The organism is Acidovorax sp. 106 (assembly GCF_003663825.1).
GTDB lineage: Bacteria > Pseudomonadota > Gammaproteobacteria > Burkholderiales > Burkholderiaceae_C > Acidovorax.
In genome coordinates this window covers 2,529,751-2,545,452 of record NZ_RCCC01000001.1, presented here as the reverse complement: position 1 = coordinate 2,545,452, position 15,702 = coordinate 2,529,751, and the positions used below count along the sequence as shown (strand labels likewise).

Sequence of the window (15,702 nt, the reverse complement as noted above, 5' to 3'; positions counted from 1 at the left end):
TACCAGCGCCTACCATCAAACCCACATAACAAAGGGAGTGCCCCATGGGTTTAACGGTCGAAGTTTTGAATGATCTGGAGGCACGCAACCTCCAGGCCGCAGCCCAGGCGGCCTTGGCGGAAAACAACGCCATTGCGTTGATTGAGCTGCTGGAAATGCTGTGGAGCTGCGACCTGGAAGGCGCCAACACGGTGATCGACGCCGTGCTGCAGCGCCTGCAACAATTGCGCGCGCTGCGCTGAAGCTCTCATCCAGGCCGCGCCCAAGGCGGCGCAAGCCAACACGAGAAGCCGCGGTGTGCTGAGGTGCCGATAATGGCCCCATGCCCCGCACCAGCCAATACCTGCATCCCCACCGCGAGCCCGTGCCCCCCCTGCATGCCGCCACCGTGCTGCTGCTGCGCGACGCCTCACCCGGCGGCGACCTGGAAGTCCTGATGACCCGCCGCTCAGGCAAAGCCAGCTTTGCGCCTGGGGCCTACGTGTTTCCGGGTGGCGGCATCGACCCGCTGGATGCGCAATCGCACACCGCCGCCGACCGCCGCCCCACCCAAAACGACGAGAACCTGACCCAGGCCATCGCCGCCATCCGCGAGAGCTTTGAAGAGCTGGGCGTGCTGCTGGCCCGCCATGCCGACGGCCCCCGCAAAGGCCAGATGGCCGATGCACAAGACATTGCTGCGCTGGACCGCCACGCACCGTTTGCCGCGCAGTGCAAAGCGCGCGGCCTGCGGCTGGCGGCCGACAGCGTTTTCCAGCTGGCCCACTGGACGGGTGACCGCGACCTGCCACGGCGCTTTGCCGTGCCCTTCCTGGTGGCCCGCATGCCCGAAGGGCAAGAGCCCGTGGCCGACGAGGCCGAGCAGTTCGAGCCCGTGTGGGTGCGCCCGGCCGATGCGCTGGCGCGGCACGAGGCGGGGCAGTTCTTCATGATCTTCCCCACCATCCGCACGCTGCAGCGGCTGGCGCGCTTTGCCAACACCCACGCCGTGCTGGCCGCGCTGGCGCACGAGCAACCGCTGTGGACCAGCTGCCCCCGCGCGGGCCTGCTGGGCGGCAAAGAGGCGCGCTACATGGAGGGAGATGCCCCCTTTGGCGAGCTGGCCTTGGTCTGCCCCGACGGCCAGGTGGTGCACCCGCTGGACTGGCAAACCGAGCGCCCAGTGCCGCTGCTCAACAACGTGCAGCGCCTCACCGCCCCCAACTCGGGCGTGATGACGGGGCCCGGCACCAACAGCTATCTGGTGGGCGAGCCCGGCACCGGCTTCATCGCCATCGACCCCGGCCCGGCCGACCCGGAGCACCTGGAAAAACTCTGGCGCGCAGCCAGTGGCGACATCCGCATGATCGTGTGCACCCATTCGCACCCCGACCACTCGCCCGGCGCGGCCCCGCTGCAGGCCCTGTGCGAACGCGCAGGCCGCAGCAAGCCACCCATCCTGGGCCTGCCATCGGCCCCCACCGCACGGGTGGCCAGCCAGTTCACTCCCGACAGGGCGCTACAAAATAATGAGCTGCTCACGCTGACTGGACAAGCGCTAGAAGGCGAAATAACCCATACCCTGCAAGTGGTGCACACCCCCGGCCATGCCGCCAACCATGTGTGCCTGCTGCTGGTGGAAGACGGCCTGCTGTTCAGTGGCGACCACATCCTCAACGGCAGCACCACGGTGATTGACCCGCCTGACGGGAACATGGCCGACTACCTCGACTCGTTGGACCGGCTCGATGCCTTGTGCGCAGAGCACAGCGTTGAATTCATCCTGCCCGCCCACGGCTATGTGCTGGACAATGCGCGGGGTGCCATCGCCCACCTGCGCGCCCACCGCCTGGCCCGAGAAGCCAAGGTGCTGGCTGCCATGCAGGCACTGCCGGATGGCACGCCCGAAGATTGGGTGCGCCATGCCTACAGCGATGTGCCCCCGCGCATGTGGCCCGTGGCCCAGCGCTCGCTGCTCGCCCATGTCGAACGCATCCGCACCCTGCCGCCGGGCAACCACTGACCGACTTTTGCCCCTTCACAAGAACAACGAGCCTTGCTTTCATGACCGCACACAACCCTGATCCCACCCACATCCGCCTGGCCAAACGCGTGGCCGAGCAAATCAATTGCTCGCGCAGCACGGCAGAACAGTTCATCGAAGGCGGCTTTGTGAGTGTGGACGGCCAACTGGAAGAAGCCCCTGGCGCCCGCGTGCGCCCCGACCAGACCGTGGTGGTGGCCCAAGACGCCAGCCTGCTGGAGTTGACCCCGGTGACGCTGCTGCTGCACAAGCCTGCGGGCTTTGAAGCGGGCCTGGGCCAGGCTGCGCAAAGCGGGCCCGTACCAGGCGCGCCCGCGCGCAGCAGCACCGGCAGCCGCAGCCAGGGCGCCACGCCCGCCACCACGCTGCTCGGCCCCGCGTCGCACCTGAGCGAGGACGCCAGCGGCATCCGCGTGCTGCAGCGCCACTTCAAGCAACTGGAGTGCTTTACCCCCCTGCCCACCGAAGCCAGCGGGCTGGTGGTGTACACGCAAGACAAGCGCATTGCGCGCAAGCTGGCCGAGGACATCGAATCGCTGGAGCAGGAATGCATCGTCGAAGTGGCGGGCGAAATCGCCGCCAACGGCTTGCAGCGCCTGAGCCATGGCCTGTCGTTCAACGGCCGCCCGCTGCCGCCCATCAAGGTGAGCTGGCAAAACGAGACCAAGCTGCGCTTTGCGTTGAAAGGCATCCGCCCCGGGCAAATTCCAGCCATGTGCGAAGCCGTGGGCCTGCGCGTGGTGTCCCTCAAGCGCATCCGTATCGGCCGCGTGCCACTGGCCAAGGTGCCCGAGGGGCAATGGCGCTACCTGCAGCCTTGGGAGAAGTTCTGAGCGCACACCCAGGCAGCCGAACTGGGGCGGCCCAGAGCCCGTGAAACCCATGCATGCGGCCATTGCTCAGGCCCATTGCTATCAAATACATAGCTATCAGCGCTTATTAAATGGGCGCTAGAGACCTTTTTTCCTGAATATTCGCCCTCCCCTGGTCGCTGCTAAACTGCGCCGATCATAGGAGGGAGCGAATGAACCAGAACCCCAAAGACGCTGCGCAAGAGCAGCCGTCTGTCTTTATGTCTCAGAACATTGAGGCCTACCCGATGGAGTTCACGGGCAGCGGCGGTGAGTACTTCCGCGTCTGGATCGTGAACGTGCTGCTGGGCATCGTCACGCTGGGCTTTTACACACCGTGGGCGCGCCGGCGCACCGCCATGTATTTCTATGGCCACAGCATGGTGGCCAACAGCCCGCTCGAATTCACTGCGCAGCAGCGCAAGATGGTGGTGGGTTTCGTGCTGCTGGTGCTGCTCTCCATCGCCTACAAGCTGGCAGCCAACACGGGACAGGACCTGGCGGTGGCCCTCATGCTGCTGGGCGGCGCAGCACTGTCGCCCTACATCTGGGCCAGCGCCATGCGCTTTCGCCTGGGCGCCACGCGCTGGCGTGGCCTGCGGCTGCAGTTTGCTGCCAGCTGGAAAGAGGTGTACCTGGCCAGTTGGCCCGTGTTTGCCCTGGCACTGGTGTGGTTTGGCGTGTTCTTTGGCATGCAGATGCTGTCGCCCGAGCTGGCCCAGATGCTGGACGAGCCAGCCATCAAAGGTGGTCCGAAGATTCGCCCGGAATTCACCCCCGCCATGGGCGGCCTGCTGGTGCTGGGCCTGATCTTGTCCGTGCTGTGTTTCATCCGGCTCGAATACAACTACAAAAGCCTGCTGGTGCTGCGCGCCCGCCTGGGCGCCGAGCATGGCCGCTGGAAGCCGGTGTACATGGACTTTGTGAAGGTGTGGCTGGCCACGGTGGCGGTGTTCATCCTCTGTGCGCTGGCCGTGTGGCTGATCGTCACAGCCCTGCTCAGCGGCTCCATCGCCATGCTGGTCATGAACAAAGGCAGCGGCGGCTTTATGTGGATCATCGTCATGGTGATCGTTGGCATTGTGGGGTTCTTCTTCCTGCTGCTGCTCGCATCGGCCCCCGCCCGCGCCTACCGCGAGGCCCGCATGTTCCAGCTGCTGTGGAACAACATCGGCGTGAGCCAGATTGCCCGCTTCAAGTGCAACCTGCGCGCGGGCGGCTTTGTGCGCCTGCGCCTCAAAAATATGGTGCTGACCTTGCTGACGCTGGGCTTTTACCGCCCCTTTGCGCGGGTGAGCGAGTACCGCATGAAGCTGGAATCCGTCACCCTGCACATCAAGGGCGGTGTGGACCAGGTGGCGGGCGCGCTCACACGCCAGCAAGAAGGCGGGCTGGGCGATGCCCTGGCAGATGCCGCTGGCCTGGACCTGATCGGCTGACATGAGCGAGCCCCAGCACGCGCCCTCCCAGCAGCCACCCACCTTGCTGGCGGGGCGCTGGTTTGACGGCCTGAGCAGCAAGCCCCGCCCCGTGACGGTGGCCGTGCAACCGGGCTCCAAGGGCCCCACGCTAGCGCTGCATTTGCTGGCTGAGCCGGGGACGCCCGCCACCATGTTCACCCACGACCAGGTCGACTGGCCCGAAGCCTGGAGCGAACGCCGCCCCCAACCCCGCGTGGTGGTAGACCTGCGCGAGCGCGGCAGCCTGGAGGTGGACGCCGTCGCCCAGTGGCACGCCGCCCTGGCGGCCGCAGGCAAGCGGCCCGGCGTGGCCCAGCGCATGCAAACGCGCTGGCCGCTGCTGCTGGGTGCCATGGCCCTGTCGGTCGTGGGCCTGGGGCTGTTTTATCGCTATGGAACCCCGTGGGCTGCGGCACAGCTGACCCGTTTTGTGCCGCTGAGCTGGGAAACGCGCCTGTCTGACAACGTGCTGCAGCGCATGGACGACGGCTTTCTCAAACCCAGCAAGCTGCCCGCCGAGCGGCAAGCCCAGCTGAAAGCACGCTTTGATGCCCTGGTGCAAAAGCCACCGCCTGGGCTGCAGCGCTACCCAGGCTACCAGCCTGCGCTGACGCTGGAGTTCCGCTCTGGCATGGGCGCCAACGCCTTTGCCCTGCCAGGCGGCAAGGTGGTGATGACCGACGCCATCGTCAAAGCCGCTGCCGACAAAGGCATCAGCGACGACGCCCTGGTGGGCGTGTTAGCGCACGAAATCGGCCATGTGGTCTATCGCCACTCGATGCGCATGGTGGTGGAGCAAGGCGTGCTGAACATGGGCCTGGGGCTGGCGTTGGGCGACGTATCGGGGGTGGTGTCCACGGGCGCCACGGTGCTGACGGGCCGCGCCTACAGCCGCAACCACGAGCGCGAGGCCGACTGCTACGCCATCGCCCTGATGGGGCACGCGTCCTTGCCCACCGCGCCCATGGGCAAGCTGCTGCTGGCAATTGCGCACGACGACGAAGCCGAAGGCAAACAGCGAAAGCGCGATGAGCCCACGGCATCGGCCAACCAGAGCGCGCACCCCGCACCCCCACCCGCCGAAGCGGGCAGCGCGCCCGCCAGTGCACCGCAGCCTGCACCCAAGGCCCCCACAAAAGCCAAGGCCGAGGCCCACCCCGTGTGGTCTTTGCTCAGCAGCCACCCCGATACCGTGCAACGCGCCACCGAGCTGGAGCAAGGGCACGCGCCGCATTGCCCGCGGTAGCGCGGAGGGGCCTGGCCGCTGACATGCACGCTGGCTGGGCGACAACCCAGAGACGCCGCAAAACAAAAGGGCTGGTGCACCTGTATGCACCAGCCCTTTTCAATAAAGTGTGAAGCGCGCCGATAAGCCGGATTCTGTGCACCACGGTTGCCCGCAGTGTGACCGCCATTAATCTGGGCCGGGTGTCGCCACCACGGCTCGGTGCTACCTACCCGCCAACTCTGCGGAACCACATCAACGTTGGCCTACTTGGTATTGCTGCGCGTAGAGATTGCCCGTTTCACCCCCAGTGGTCTACCTTGCGGCACTCCCCTGGGACTCGTCTCTGTTGCTCTGATCCTCACCTCACGGTGGGCAGCCGTTAGCTGCTACGCTGTCCTGTGCAGTCCGGACGTTCCTCCAGTGCCTGGTTTCCCAGATTGCACCAGCGGCGGTCTGGCGCGCTTCACGCTGCGGATTATCGCCCATCAGGGCGCCACAAACCGCACACTGCCAAACCCCAGTCGCTGCAGACTGGACGACCCCACCGCCACGGCGGCCACATACTCACGCCCTGATGCCAGCGGCACGGCCTGCGGCAAGGCGGCGTCCACCACGCTGTCCACCAACCCTTGCCACAGCACCGGGTTAGCGCCTGCAGCGGTGATGGAGGGGTCCAACACGTACACCAACGTCTGGCGTGCACCGCTCAGGCTGCCCCACTGGATGTTGCGGCCATTGACCGTGATCTTGAAGCTGCTGGGCTGCGAGACGCCCACGGGGTACATCTCAAACGTGCCGTTGGGGGCGATGTAGTACTCGATGCAAGGGCGCAGGTCGCGGTACTGCTTGCCACCGGCCAACACATAGGTGCCGGTGTAGCGCTGCGCCATCGCATCGTAGGCGCCGCTGTAGCTGCCCGTTTGGGCCAGGCCATCCACCGTGCCCGCGATGCTTCCGCGAATGTCCGCCCCGGCCTTGCTGCCGGTGATAGAGCCCACGTTGCTGCTCTGGCAGCCCACGTAGGTAAAGAACATGCTGCCCTCGAAGTTGGCATTGCCTTCAGGCAAACGCATCTGGAAAGCGCCCAGCGTGGGGTCTTCAGGGTTGGCCGTGGCATCCTCCGCGTAGAAGCCCACGTACAAGCCACCGGGCGGTGTGTCAGGCTGCGGTGCGGGTGCGGGTGCGGGTGCGGGTGCGGGTGCGGGTGCGGGTGCGGGTGCGGGGCTAGGAGCAGGACTTGGCGAGGGAGAAGGCGCAGGGCTTGGCGCAGGCGCCGGAGCAGGGGCTGGGGTCGTGGGATCGGCATCGGCGCCAGAGCTGCCCCCGCCGCAAGCGGTCAGCCAGGCCAGAGAAGCCAGGACACAGGCGCGCGCCCATGGATTGGAATGGTTCATCGTAGTAACTCCCTTGAAACGGCGATCTGCGCCGCATGTGAAAAATGCCCGGGCCGCGCTGCCCGCGAGCAGCGAGCAACCTAGGTCACCCATGCCCGCGACGCTGCCACCCAGCCCCGTTCAAGGGATCGGATTATGGGAAGGGGCACCCCTTCTGGCTGCGACATATTTCACGTTTTTCCCGGCCTCGCCCAAAGCGTTGCACAGGCATCACACGCCACTGTGTGCAGAACAACTGGAAACACCCGACCAGCCAAAGCTGTGGCTTGTCGAACCTGCTCACAGACCAAGGACGCAACCACCCCGCTCAATGCCCAACAAGCTACTGCACACGCTCCCAATCCAGCCCAAACCGCGCCAGGTACTTGCGCAAACGGTCTGCATCATTGACCACCGTGCGCTGTGTGCGCGAGGCCTGGAACAGCTGGCGCCCGGCATCCGACAAGGTGCGCGCCTGGCGGCACACCTGCAGCACGGCGGCCAGTTGAAGTTGGTCAAACAGGTCCATCGACTCCACGGCACTTTCACCCAGCAGGCCCGCAAGATCGTCGCGACCCACCGCCCCTGCGGCAGACACCAACCCGCTGCGCGCATCGCTGACAGGCTGCCACAGCCAGCGCAGACGGGCGATCTCGGCCTCCACCAGCGGCAGGCCAATGCGGCCGCTGTCGGCCAGGGTGGCCAGGCGCGTCACGCTGGCCGACAGATCACGGAAGTTGCCGGTCCACAGCGCCTCGGGCGACTGGGCGTAGCGCAGGTAGGCGGCGCGGGCCTCGTTCGACAAGCGCACGCTGCAGCCCAGCTCCGCACCCGCGCGGGTCAGCAGGTGCTCCACATTGGGCTCAATGTCCTCGGGCCGCTGGGCCAGGCCCGGCAGCACGTAGCTCCACAGGTTGATGCGGGCGAACAGGTCTTCGCGAAAGCGCCCCGCAGCCACCTCGGTGCGCAGGTCGCGGTTGGTTCCGGCCACCAGTTGAAAGTCGCTCTCCACCTCGCGGTCGCTGCCCATCGGGTAAAAGCGCTTTTCCTCCACCGCCTTGAGCAGCATGGCCTGCTCATCCAGGCCCAGCTCACCGATTTCGTCGAGAAACAAGACCCCCTTGTGCGCCGCGCGCAGCAGGCCGGGCCGGTCGGCAGCGGCACCAGTGAAAGCGCCCTTTTTGTGCCCGAACAGCGTTGACGCAGCGCCATCGCCTCGCAACGTGGCGCAGTTCACCTCTACAAACTCGCCCTCTACCTGGTGGCGCGATTTTTTGAGCTCAAACATGCGCCGCGCCAAATGCGACTTGCCCGCACCCGTGGGCCCGGTGAACAGGATGGGCGCGCGCGAGCGCACCGCCACGCGCTCCACCTCGTCGATCAGTGCGTTAAAGCGCGCATTGCGCGTGGCAATGCCGCTTTTGAGGAACTGCACCGCGTCCTGCTGCTCGGCACCAAAGCGCTGCGCAATCACGTCATAGCGCGACAAGTCCAGGTCAATCAGCGTGTAGCTGCCCGGGTCACCGACGCGCTGGCGCTTTGGGGGCGAGGTCTGCACCAGCACGCCCGGAATGCGGCGCGACTCCACCAGCAAGAACAGGCAAATCTGCGCTACATGGGTGCCCGTGGTGATGTGCGTCCAGTACTCCTCGCGCTCGGTGTCAAAGCGGTAGGTCTGCACCCAGTCAAACAGCTGCGCATACACCTCGCCAAAGTCCCACGGGTCGGCCATGGGCAGGGGCACCAGATTCACCGTGGTCTCGGGCGAGGCCTGCGCCATGTCGGCCTTAACCCACTGCGCCAGGTCTTTGTGCGCGGGGGTGTAGAGCAGCTCCAGCCGCCCGATCACCACGTCTTCGTGCTGCACCAGCGACACAGAAGGGCGCCACTTCTCCCACCGCCCCGCGCCCCGGCCGGAGTCGAGTTGCGTGCCCAAGAAGCCAATCACCACCTTGTTTTTTCGCATGGCTATTTATCTAATTAACTAGCTTTCATTCTAGTAATTATTCATAAGATATTTGGGCAGCCCCAACAGAGAAAAAACTTTATTCAATCAAATCAATAGGTTAAAAGGTTTTTACACCTACACCAGCGACCTGGCATGCATCTGGCAATAGATAGAGCATCCAGCGCAAACGGTGACCGCTCACAGGCCGGGGTTAGGACTAACGTTCACCCCGCCGGTGCCGGGAATCCGGAGTCTCAGGACTCTGTCGATCCCCTGCATGCCGCACACCGCAAGCGCTGGATGACGGCACGGTTGTGGAAACCACTGCGCAAGCGGTGTCTGGTTCGACTCCAGGCGTGCCACCACTGGTAGCTCATTGGTAGAGCAACCTCGCAAGAGCTCTGTAGCAGGTTCGATTCCTGCCCATGGTCGCAAGACCATTACTGGAAGTACCGGTCGAAAGACCACCCGCCGAACGCGGGGAGAAGCCCCCAGGTTGCGCCGCAACCGCAAGGCCCCGCCCCGTCAGCCGGTGGCGGTTTGTGCCAGCACCCGGCACAGCCCGCGCCCGCAGCCAGCCGCGCTGCAGCCCTACCCACCTGGGACCGGGGCAGCAACCACGGCGCACTGCATGGCCCGTGGCTGCGCCCCCTGGGGCCCCGCTGCTGCTGTAACGGCAACCCGATATGTGACAAGTGACGACAACGAAGAACGATAGAGAGGAAATAAAAATGCTGAAGATCCAACGCGCCACAGTGAAGAAAAACGAACGCGCCCTGCTGCTGCGCAACGGCAGCTTTGACCGTGTGCTGCGCAGCGGCACCCACTGGCTGTTTGCGGGCATGGACCAGATGCGCGTGGAGACCTTCGCCCTCGAACAACCCGCCTTCACCCACGGCCTGGCCGACTACCTGATGGCGCAGGAGCCCGCCGTGGTGGCGGCCGAGTTTGTGCAGGTGAACCTGTCGGAAACCGAAGTGGGCCTGCGCAGCGAAAACGGCGTGCTGGTCGAGATCTTGCCGCCTGGCACCCGTCGCCTTTATTGGAAAGGCTTGGTGGATGTGAGCGTGCAAGTGGTGGACCTGCAAGCGGGCGCAGAGCTGCCCGCCGCACTGGTAGCGCGATTGACGCAAACCCAGCTGCGCCAGCGCAGTGTGACCGGATTGGCCGGTGTGCTGCAAGTGCAGGTGCCCGAGGGCCAGTGCGGCCTGCTGACGGTGGACGGCAAGGTCGAGCGCCTGCTGGCCGCAGGCACCTACGCGTTCTGGAAGTACGGCCGCACCGTGGCGGTGGAGCTGGTGGATTTGCGCCTGCAAGCCGTAGAGGTATCGGGCCAGGACATCATGACCCGCGACAAGGTGAGCCTGCGACTGAACTTGTGCGCCACCTACCGCTTTGTGCATGTGCTGCAGGCCTATGGCCAGTTGCAAAAGCCTGCCGACTACCTGTACCGCGAGCTGCAGTTTGCGCTGCGCGCCGCCGTGGGCACCCGCACGCTCGATGAGCTGCTGGAAAACAAGACGGTGATCGACGAAGTGGTGACCGCACACATGGCCGCCAAGCTGCAGCCCTATGGCATGCAGCTGGAGAGCGTGGGCGTGAAAGACATCGTGCTGCCCGGCGAGATGAAAACCATCCTGACCCAGGTGGTGCAGGCGCAGAAGCAGGCCGAGGCCAACGTGATCCGCCGCCGCGAGGAAACTGCAGCGACGCGATCCCTGCTCAACACCGCCAAGGTGATGGAGGACAACCCCGTCGCACTGCGCATGAAGGAGCTGGAGACGCTGGAGCGTGTGGCCGAGCGGATCGACAAGATCTCGGTGTTTGGCGGCCTGGACCAGGTGCTGAATGGCTTGGTGAAAATGAGATGAAAGAGAACCATGAAGAAGCAACCGACACCTGCCGCAACCCCGCTGGAAGCCGCCACACAGGCGGTTTACCAGGCCTTTGCCAAATACAGTGCACCAGCGGTTGGCACCTTGGATGTCTGCACTGCCTGCTGCATGGACGCTGACCTGGCCCTGCAAATGAGCCACCTGCCGCTGCGCCAGCTGACCCAGAGGCACTTCTACGAATACAACGACTCTGCCAAGAGCCAGGTGCAGCCTGCGGATGAAATCAAATACCTGGCCCCACGGCTGCTGGAACTGCTGGCCGAAGGCGCCCGGCTGCACCACTCCACCGAGCTGTATCTGGACCGGTTGGGCCGCTGCGAGCCCGGCTCGTTTTCAGCGACAGAACAGTCTGCGCTGCAGGGCTTTGCGCTGGCGTACTTTGCACAAGGCTTGGAGCAATGGCCCGCAGCCAGCGATTCCCTGTTCCAGGGGGATAACGCCTTCACCATCTTGCTGATGTGGGCCCGTGCCCGCGTGCCGCTGGAGCCCTTGCTACAGCACTGGCTGGACTGTGAAAGCGACGCATCGACCCTGAACTTTGTAGACGCATGCTATTGGGACTATGTGTGGTACTCCAACCAGATGGGCAACGCGTTTGCCACGGATGAGGTCGAATACCAACGCACCATGGAGGAATGGCTGAGCAAGCCAGTCACCAGGGCGCGCTGGACGGAGAAGCTCATGCGACTGGTCGACACGGGCCCCACCAGCTCGTGGTTACCAGCGGGGGCTGTGGACCATCAGCGCTACCCGCTCCCAGAGCGGATCAGCGCAGTCTTTGACGCGATGGCGGCATGACTGCGACGCAAACCATGCAGAAGAACACAACAATAAATAGCGAGAAAAACATGACCCAGAATTACGAACAACTCGACATTCCGAACGGCGTGCCCGTGAAGATGTGGACCCAAGGCGTGCCCGTAGAAGAAGACGCCAAAAACCAGCTGCGCAACATTGCACGCCTGCCCATCGTGTTCAAGCACGTGGCGGTGATGCCCGACGTGCACCTGGGGATCGGCGCGACCATCGGCTCGGTGGTACCCACCCTCAAGGCCATCATCCCCGCTGCGGTGGGGGTGGACCTGGGGTGCGGAATGATGGCGTGCAAGACCACGCTCACGGCCAGCGATCTGCCGGACAACCTGTCTGGCGTGCGCACGGCCATTGAACGCGCCGTGCCGGTGGGGATGACGCCCAAGCGCTTTGGCCGCGACAAGGGAAGCTGGGATACGCCGCCCACTGAGACCGACCGCGCCTGGGCGGGGCTGGTGGATGAGTTCGACGAGATTTGCGAAGCGCACCCGCGCATCAAGAACACGAACAACTACAAGCACCTGGGAACGCTAGGAACGGGGAACCACTTCATCGAAATCTGCCTGGACGAACACCAGAGCGTGTGGGTGATGCTGCACTCCGGCTCGCGCGGAGTAGGGAACGCCATCGGCACCCATTTCATCGAGCTGGCCAAGAAGGACGCCGAGATGAACCAGCGCAACCTACCCGATAAAGACCTGGCGTACTTTGAAGAAGGCGCGCAGTACTTTGGCGACTATGTGAAGGCCGTGGGGTGGGCGCAAAAGTTTGCCGCAGCCAACCGCGAGGTGATGATGGGCCGCGTGATTGCCGCGCTGCGAAAAATCATCACCAAGCCGTTCGAGACGCACATTGAAGCGGTGAACTGCCACCACAACTACGTGCAGCGCGAGACGCACTTCGGGCAGGACGTGTTCGTGACCCGCAAGGGCGCGGTGAGTGCCGAGCAAGGCAAGCTGGGGATCATCCCGGGGAGCATGGGGGCCAAGAGCTTCATCGTGCGCGGAAAAGGCAACCCCGAGAGCTTCAACAGCTGCAGCCACGGCGCGGGCCGCACCATGAGCCGCACCAAGGCCAAGAAGCTGTTCACGGTCGAAGACCAGATCAAAGCCACCGAAGGCGTGGAATGCCGAAAGGATGCGGATGTGATCGACGAGATTCCGATGGCGTACAAAGACATCGACGCGGTGATGGCAGCGCAGCAAGACCTGGTGGAGGTGGTGTACACGCTCAAGCAGGTGGTGTGTGTGAAAGGGTAGCCCCCCTGAGCCGCTGCGCGGCTTCCCCCCAAGGGGGACGACGCCATCGCTGCGGGGCGGCGCGGCCAGCCTAGGCCCTTGCTTGGCGTCTCTCGCCTGGGCCGCGCCAGTTGCGAAGGACTGCGTAAATTACTACATTTTTGATAGCTTATCGCGCTTACCCATCAAGCGCTACAGCCCATTTTTATGCATACATCAGAAAAAAAAGAAATGCTGCACTCCGCCCACCCGGTGGAGCCCCACATGCGCACGCAGGTGCTGCAGGCCCTGCGCGACATCGAAGCCCGGCACGATGTGACGGTGCTCTTCGCCTGCGAATCCGGCAGCCGGGGCTGGGGCTTTGCCTCGCCTGACAGCGACTATGACGTGCGCTTCATCTACGTGAACCGCCTGCCCTGGTACCTGACCGTGGCACCGGGCCGCGACGTGATCGAACTGCCGATCAGCGGTGACTTGGACGTGAACGGCTGGGACCTGCGCAAAGCCCTGGGCCTGATGCGCGAGTCCAACCCCACGCTGCTCGAATGGCTGGGCTCGCCCATCGTCTACCGCGAAGAGGGTGACACCATGGCGCAGTTCCGCGCACTGGCGGCACAGGTGTTCTCCAACGCCAAGGGCTGGCACCACTACGCGTCGATGGCCAAGAAGAACTTTCGCGAGCATCTGCAGGCTGACGAGGTGCGCTACAAAAAGTACCTGTACGTGCTGCGCCCGCTGCTGGCCGCGCGCTGGATACGCACGCAGCCCGGCGTGCCGCCCATGCGCTTTGCCGAACTGGCCCAGCACACGCTGCACCCGGTGCACGATGCGGCGCTCGTCGACGAGATCAACGCCCTGCTGGAGGTGAAGATGCGCGCGGGCGAAGCTGCCACCAGCCCGCGCTGGCCGGGCATCCATGCCTTCATCGAGGCCGAGCTGGCACGCAATGCGGCAGAGCCAGTGCAGCCGCTGCCCGTGCCTGGCAATGCCGCGCTGGACACGCTGCTGCACGACACCGTGCTGCGCTATGACGGAGCAAAAGCGGCACGCGACTCCGCGTGAAGAGCAATGATCGATGCCCGCGTCATTCACGAAACCGAGGCGGAGATGAATCGCTTGCACGCGGCGTGCCGCGCTGCTGCTGCGCGCCAGCGTTCAAGCATGGTGTCACGTCAAGAACACCGGCGCGCTGCCGAGGAGTTCCGCAACTATCAGAGCCCGTTGTGGGGACTGTGGAGTGCGCAGGCTCAACGCGACATCGTGGACAGCAGCGGTCCATGGCGCAACGCGGCCATTCTGTACTTGCAGATCAGCCCTCGGTTCTTTCGCTCTGGCTACCTGCGCGACGTGGTCTGCACCAGGATCAAACAAGCAGAACTGCGACATCAGGAGCGCAAGGACATACAAGAAGCGCTGCTGCGATCCATCGTCCGCCGTCCTTCCACGGGCAGTTTCCGATACGACTGTCGCTTGGCCATCACGGTGGCAGACAGCGATTTTTTGCAAGAGCTGCGATCCCTATGCGGCAGCCGTAACCCATGGATCAGCGGACGCGCGTCGCATATGGAGCAAGCCATCCTGCGCCACGCCAAGCTGCCTTCCGAATCAGATATTTGAGGTCGTTTTGAGCGAGAACTACATTCATCAATCGTCGCACCCCGTGCAGGCACCCCTCACCCTCGACGGCTCCACCGGCGAAGGCGGCGGGCAAATCCTGCGCACGGGCTTGGGGCTGTCCATGGTCACGGGCCGCCCGCTACACATTACGCGCATCCGCGCCGGGCGGCCCAAGCCGGGGCTGATGCGCCAGCACCTGGCTTGCGTGCAAGCGGCGGTGGCCGTGTGCGGCGGGCAGGCCGAGGGGGCTGAGCTGAACTCGCAAACGCTGATGTTCACACCCGGTGCAGTGCGTGCGGGCGACTACCGCTTTCAGATTGCCACCGCAGGCAGTTGCCTGCTGGTGCTGCAGACGGTGCTGCCCGCGCTGATGCTGGCCGATGGCCCGAGCCGGGTGGAGCTGCTGGGCGGCACGCACAACCCGATGGCACCGCCGTTTGACTTTTTGGAGCGCGCCTTTGCGCCGCTGGTGCGGCGGCTGGGTGTGGGGCTGGAGCTGGAGCTCAAACGCCGCGGTTTCTTCCCGGCCGGTGGGGGTGAGCTGGTGGCGCACATCACCCCTGCCGCACAGCCGCTGGTGCCCGTGGATGTGATGGAGCGCGGCCCGCTGCAAAACGCCTGGGCCGATGCACTGGCCCCCGGCATCTCGCGCGGCGTGGCAGTGCGTGAGCTGCAGACCCTGGGCCAGCGCATGGGCTGGACGGAGGAGGCTGGCCAATTGCGCCACCCACCCACGCGCCAGAACGAGGGCCCGGGCAACGCGCTGATCGCCACGCTGGAGCATGCGCACATCACCGAGGTGTTCTGCCAGCTGGGCGAGCGCAGCCTGTCGGCCGAGCAAGTGGCCAAGCGGCTGGTGGACGAGGTGCGCGCCTACAAGCGCAGCGCGGGCGCTTTAGGCCCGCATCTGGCCGACCAGTGGATGCTGCCGCTGGCCCTGGCAGTGTGGCGCAGCGGCCAGGCGGCCCGCTACACCTGCACCGAAGTGACACCGCACACGGCGACCAACGCGCAGACGATTGCGCTGGGGTTGCCCGTGCGCGTGCAGATCACGCCGGTGGAGCGGGCCATGCACATCGAGATTGCGCCGGTGTAACTGAGTGCCGTGCCACGGTGCGGCACAGCGGCTTGGCATATCTATATCACCAGGGCTGCACAACAAGTGGTTCAGAATGCGCGGGTATCACCATGCCCGCCATAGCGCCCTGGCTTCGACAGGCTCAGCCCGAACGGATAGAGCCTGGGTAGCTGGGTGG

The 15,702-nt window shown here is 64.8% G+C and carries 13 protein-coding genes, 1 tRNA gene and 1 other RNA gene; 12 read left to right on the top strand and 3 right to left on the bottom strand.

The window, feature by feature from the left end; all coding sequences use genetic code 11:
- Nucleotides 1-44 precede the first annotated feature (44 nt).
- The 5 genes from C8C98_RS21550 (at nucleotide 45) to C8C98_RS11360 (ending at nucleotide 5,580) form a co-directional block, all read left to right on the top strand.
- The gene (locus tag C8C98_RS21550; protein ID WP_147436361.1) at nucleotides 45-242 is read left to right on the top strand and encodes a hypothetical protein; all 198 of its coding nucleotides are present in this window, start codon (nucleotides 45-47) and stop codon (nucleotides 240-242) included.
- A gap of 80 nt (nucleotides 243-322) precedes the next feature.
- Nucleotides 323-2,002 carry an MBL fold metallo-hydrolase gene (locus C8C98_RS11375; protein WP_121454363.1) on the top strand — a complete coding sequence of 560 codons (1,680 nt, stop codon included), beginning with the start codon at nucleotides 323-325 and terminating at the stop codon, nucleotides 2,000-2,002.
- A 41-nt stretch (nucleotides 2,003-2,043) separates the two neighbouring features.
- Entirely contained in the window at nucleotides 2,044-2,856 is an 813-nt protein-coding gene (locus C8C98_RS11370; RefSeq protein ID WP_121454362.1) for an rRNA pseudouridine synthase, read from the top strand.
- Nucleotides 2,857-3,047: 191 nt separating this feature from the next.
- Nucleotides 3,048-4,313 carry a YjgN family protein gene (locus C8C98_RS11365; protein WP_121454361.1) on the top strand — a complete coding sequence of 422 codons (1,266 nt, stop codon included), beginning with the start codon at nucleotides 3,048-3,050 and terminating at the stop codon, nucleotides 4,311-4,313.
- A 1-nt stretch (nucleotide 4,314) separates the two neighbouring features.
- Nucleotides 4,315-5,580: a M48 family metallopeptidase gene (locus C8C98_RS11360; protein WP_121454360.1), complete on the top strand. Its 1,266-nt coding sequence runs from the start codon at nucleotides 4,315-4,317 to the stop codon at nucleotides 5,578-5,580.
- A 107-nt stretch (nucleotides 5,581-5,687) separates the two neighbouring features.
- Here C8C98_RS11360 and rnpB read toward each other — a convergent pair.
- From rnpB to rtcR, 3 genes are all read right to left on the bottom strand, one after another.
- Nucleotides 5,688-6,027, bottom strand: an RNA gene (gene rnpB / locus C8C98_RS11355) — RNase P RNA component class A.
- Nucleotides 6,028-6,047: 20 nt separating this feature from the next.
- Nucleotides 6,048-6,956, bottom strand: a complete 909-nt coding sequence (locus C8C98_RS11350; RefSeq protein ID WP_121454359.1) for a hypothetical protein — start codon at nucleotides 6,954-6,956, stop codon at nucleotides 6,048-6,050.
- Between the two features lie 322 nt (nucleotides 6,957-7,278).
- Entirely contained in the window at nucleotides 7,279-8,901 is a 1,623-nt protein-coding gene (rtcR, locus tag C8C98_RS11345; protein WP_121454358.1) for an RNA repair transcriptional activator RtcR, read from the bottom strand.
- Nucleotides 8,902-9,244: 343 nt separating this feature from the next.
- Between rtcR and C8C98_RS21790 the strand changes: the two genes are divergently transcribed.
- The 7 genes from C8C98_RS21790 to rtcA all read left to right on the top strand — a co-directional run bounded on the left by C8C98_RS21790 (nucleotide 9,245) and on the right by rtcA (nucleotide 15,542).
- Nucleotides 9,245-9,314, top strand: a tRNA-OTHER gene (locus C8C98_RS21790).
- A gap of 300 nt (nucleotides 9,315-9,614) precedes the next feature.
- Nucleotides 9,615-10,754 carry a slipin family protein gene (locus C8C98_RS11340; protein ID WP_121454357.1) on the top strand — a complete coding sequence of 380 codons (1,140 nt, stop codon included), beginning with the start codon at nucleotides 9,615-9,617 and terminating at the stop codon, nucleotides 10,752-10,754.
- Between the two features lie 9 nt (nucleotides 10,755-10,763).
- Nucleotides 10,764-11,576, top strand: a complete 813-nt coding sequence (locus C8C98_RS11335) for a hypothetical protein (protein ID WP_121454356.1) — start codon at nucleotides 10,764-10,766, stop codon at nucleotides 11,574-11,576.
- A 50-nt stretch (nucleotides 11,577-11,626) separates the two neighbouring features.
- Nucleotides 11,627-12,850, top strand: coding sequence for an RtcB family protein (locus tag C8C98_RS11330; RefSeq protein ID WP_199726583.1), 1,224 nt, complete (start codon nucleotides 11,627-11,629; stop codon nucleotides 12,848-12,850).
- A gap of 210 nt (nucleotides 12,851-13,060) precedes the next feature.
- The gene (locus C8C98_RS11325) at nucleotides 13,061-13,891 is read left to right on the top strand and encodes a nucleotidyltransferase domain-containing protein (RefSeq protein ID WP_233574521.1); all 831 of its coding nucleotides are present in this window, start codon (nucleotides 13,061-13,063) and stop codon (nucleotides 13,889-13,891) included.
- A gap of 6 nt (nucleotides 13,892-13,897) precedes the next feature.
- Complete coding sequence (locus C8C98_RS11320; RefSeq protein ID WP_121454354.1) at nucleotides 13,898-14,446, top strand: hypothetical protein; 549 nt, start codon at nucleotides 13,898-13,900, stop codon at nucleotides 14,444-14,446.
- A gap of 7 nt (nucleotides 14,447-14,453) precedes the next feature.
- Nucleotides 14,454-15,542 (top strand): RNA 3'-terminal phosphate cyclase, encoded by a 1,089-nt coding sequence (gene rtcA, locus C8C98_RS11315; RefSeq protein WP_233574520.1) that lies wholly within the window; start codon nucleotides 14,454-14,456, stop codon nucleotides 15,540-15,542.
- Nucleotides 15,543-15,702 lie beyond the last annotated feature (160 nt).

Coding starts and splice junctions, on each gene's coding strand:
- C8C98_RS11370 (WP_121454362.1), top strand. CDS start 2,044: ATGACCGCACACAACCCTGATCCCACCCACATCCGCCTGGCCAAACGC.
- C8C98_RS11335 (WP_121454356.1), top strand. CDS start 10,764: ATGAAGAAGCAACCGACACCTGCCGCAACCCCGCTGGAAGCCGCCACA.
- C8C98_RS11340 (WP_121454357.1), top strand. CDS start 9,615: ATGCTGAAGATCCAACGCGCCACAGTGAAGAAAAACGAACGCGCCCTG.
- C8C98_RS11350 (WP_121454359.1), bottom strand. CDS start 6,956: ATGAACCATTCCAATCCATGGGCGCGCGCCTGTGTCCTGGCTTCTCTG.
- C8C98_RS11325 (WP_233574521.1), top strand. CDS start 13,061: ATGCTGCACTCCGCCCACCCGGTGGAGCCCCACATGCGCACGCAGGTG.
- C8C98_RS11375 (WP_121454363.1), top strand. CDS start 323: ATGCCCCGCACCAGCCAATACCTGCATCCCCACCGCGAGCCCGTGCCC.
- C8C98_RS11330 (WP_199726583.1), top strand. CDS start 11,627: ATGACCCAGAATTACGAACAACTCGACATTCCGAACGGCGTGCCCGTG.
- C8C98_RS21550 (WP_147436361.1), top strand. CDS start 45: ATGGGTTTAACGGTCGAAGTTTTGAATGATCTGGAGGCACGCAACCTC.
- C8C98_RS11320 (WP_121454354.1), top strand. CDS start 13,898: ATGATCGATGCCCGCGTCATTCACGAAACCGAGGCGGAGATGAATCGC.
- C8C98_RS11365 (WP_121454361.1), top strand. CDS start 3,048: ATGAACCAGAACCCCAAAGACGCTGCGCAAGAGCAGCCGTCTGTCTTT.
- C8C98_RS11360 (WP_121454360.1), top strand. CDS start 4,315: ATGAGCGAGCCCCAGCACGCGCCCTCCCAGCAGCCACCCACCTTGCTG.
- rtcR (WP_121454358.1), bottom strand. CDS start 8,901: ATGCGAAAAAACAAGGTGGTGATTGGCTTCTTGGGCACGCAACTCGAC.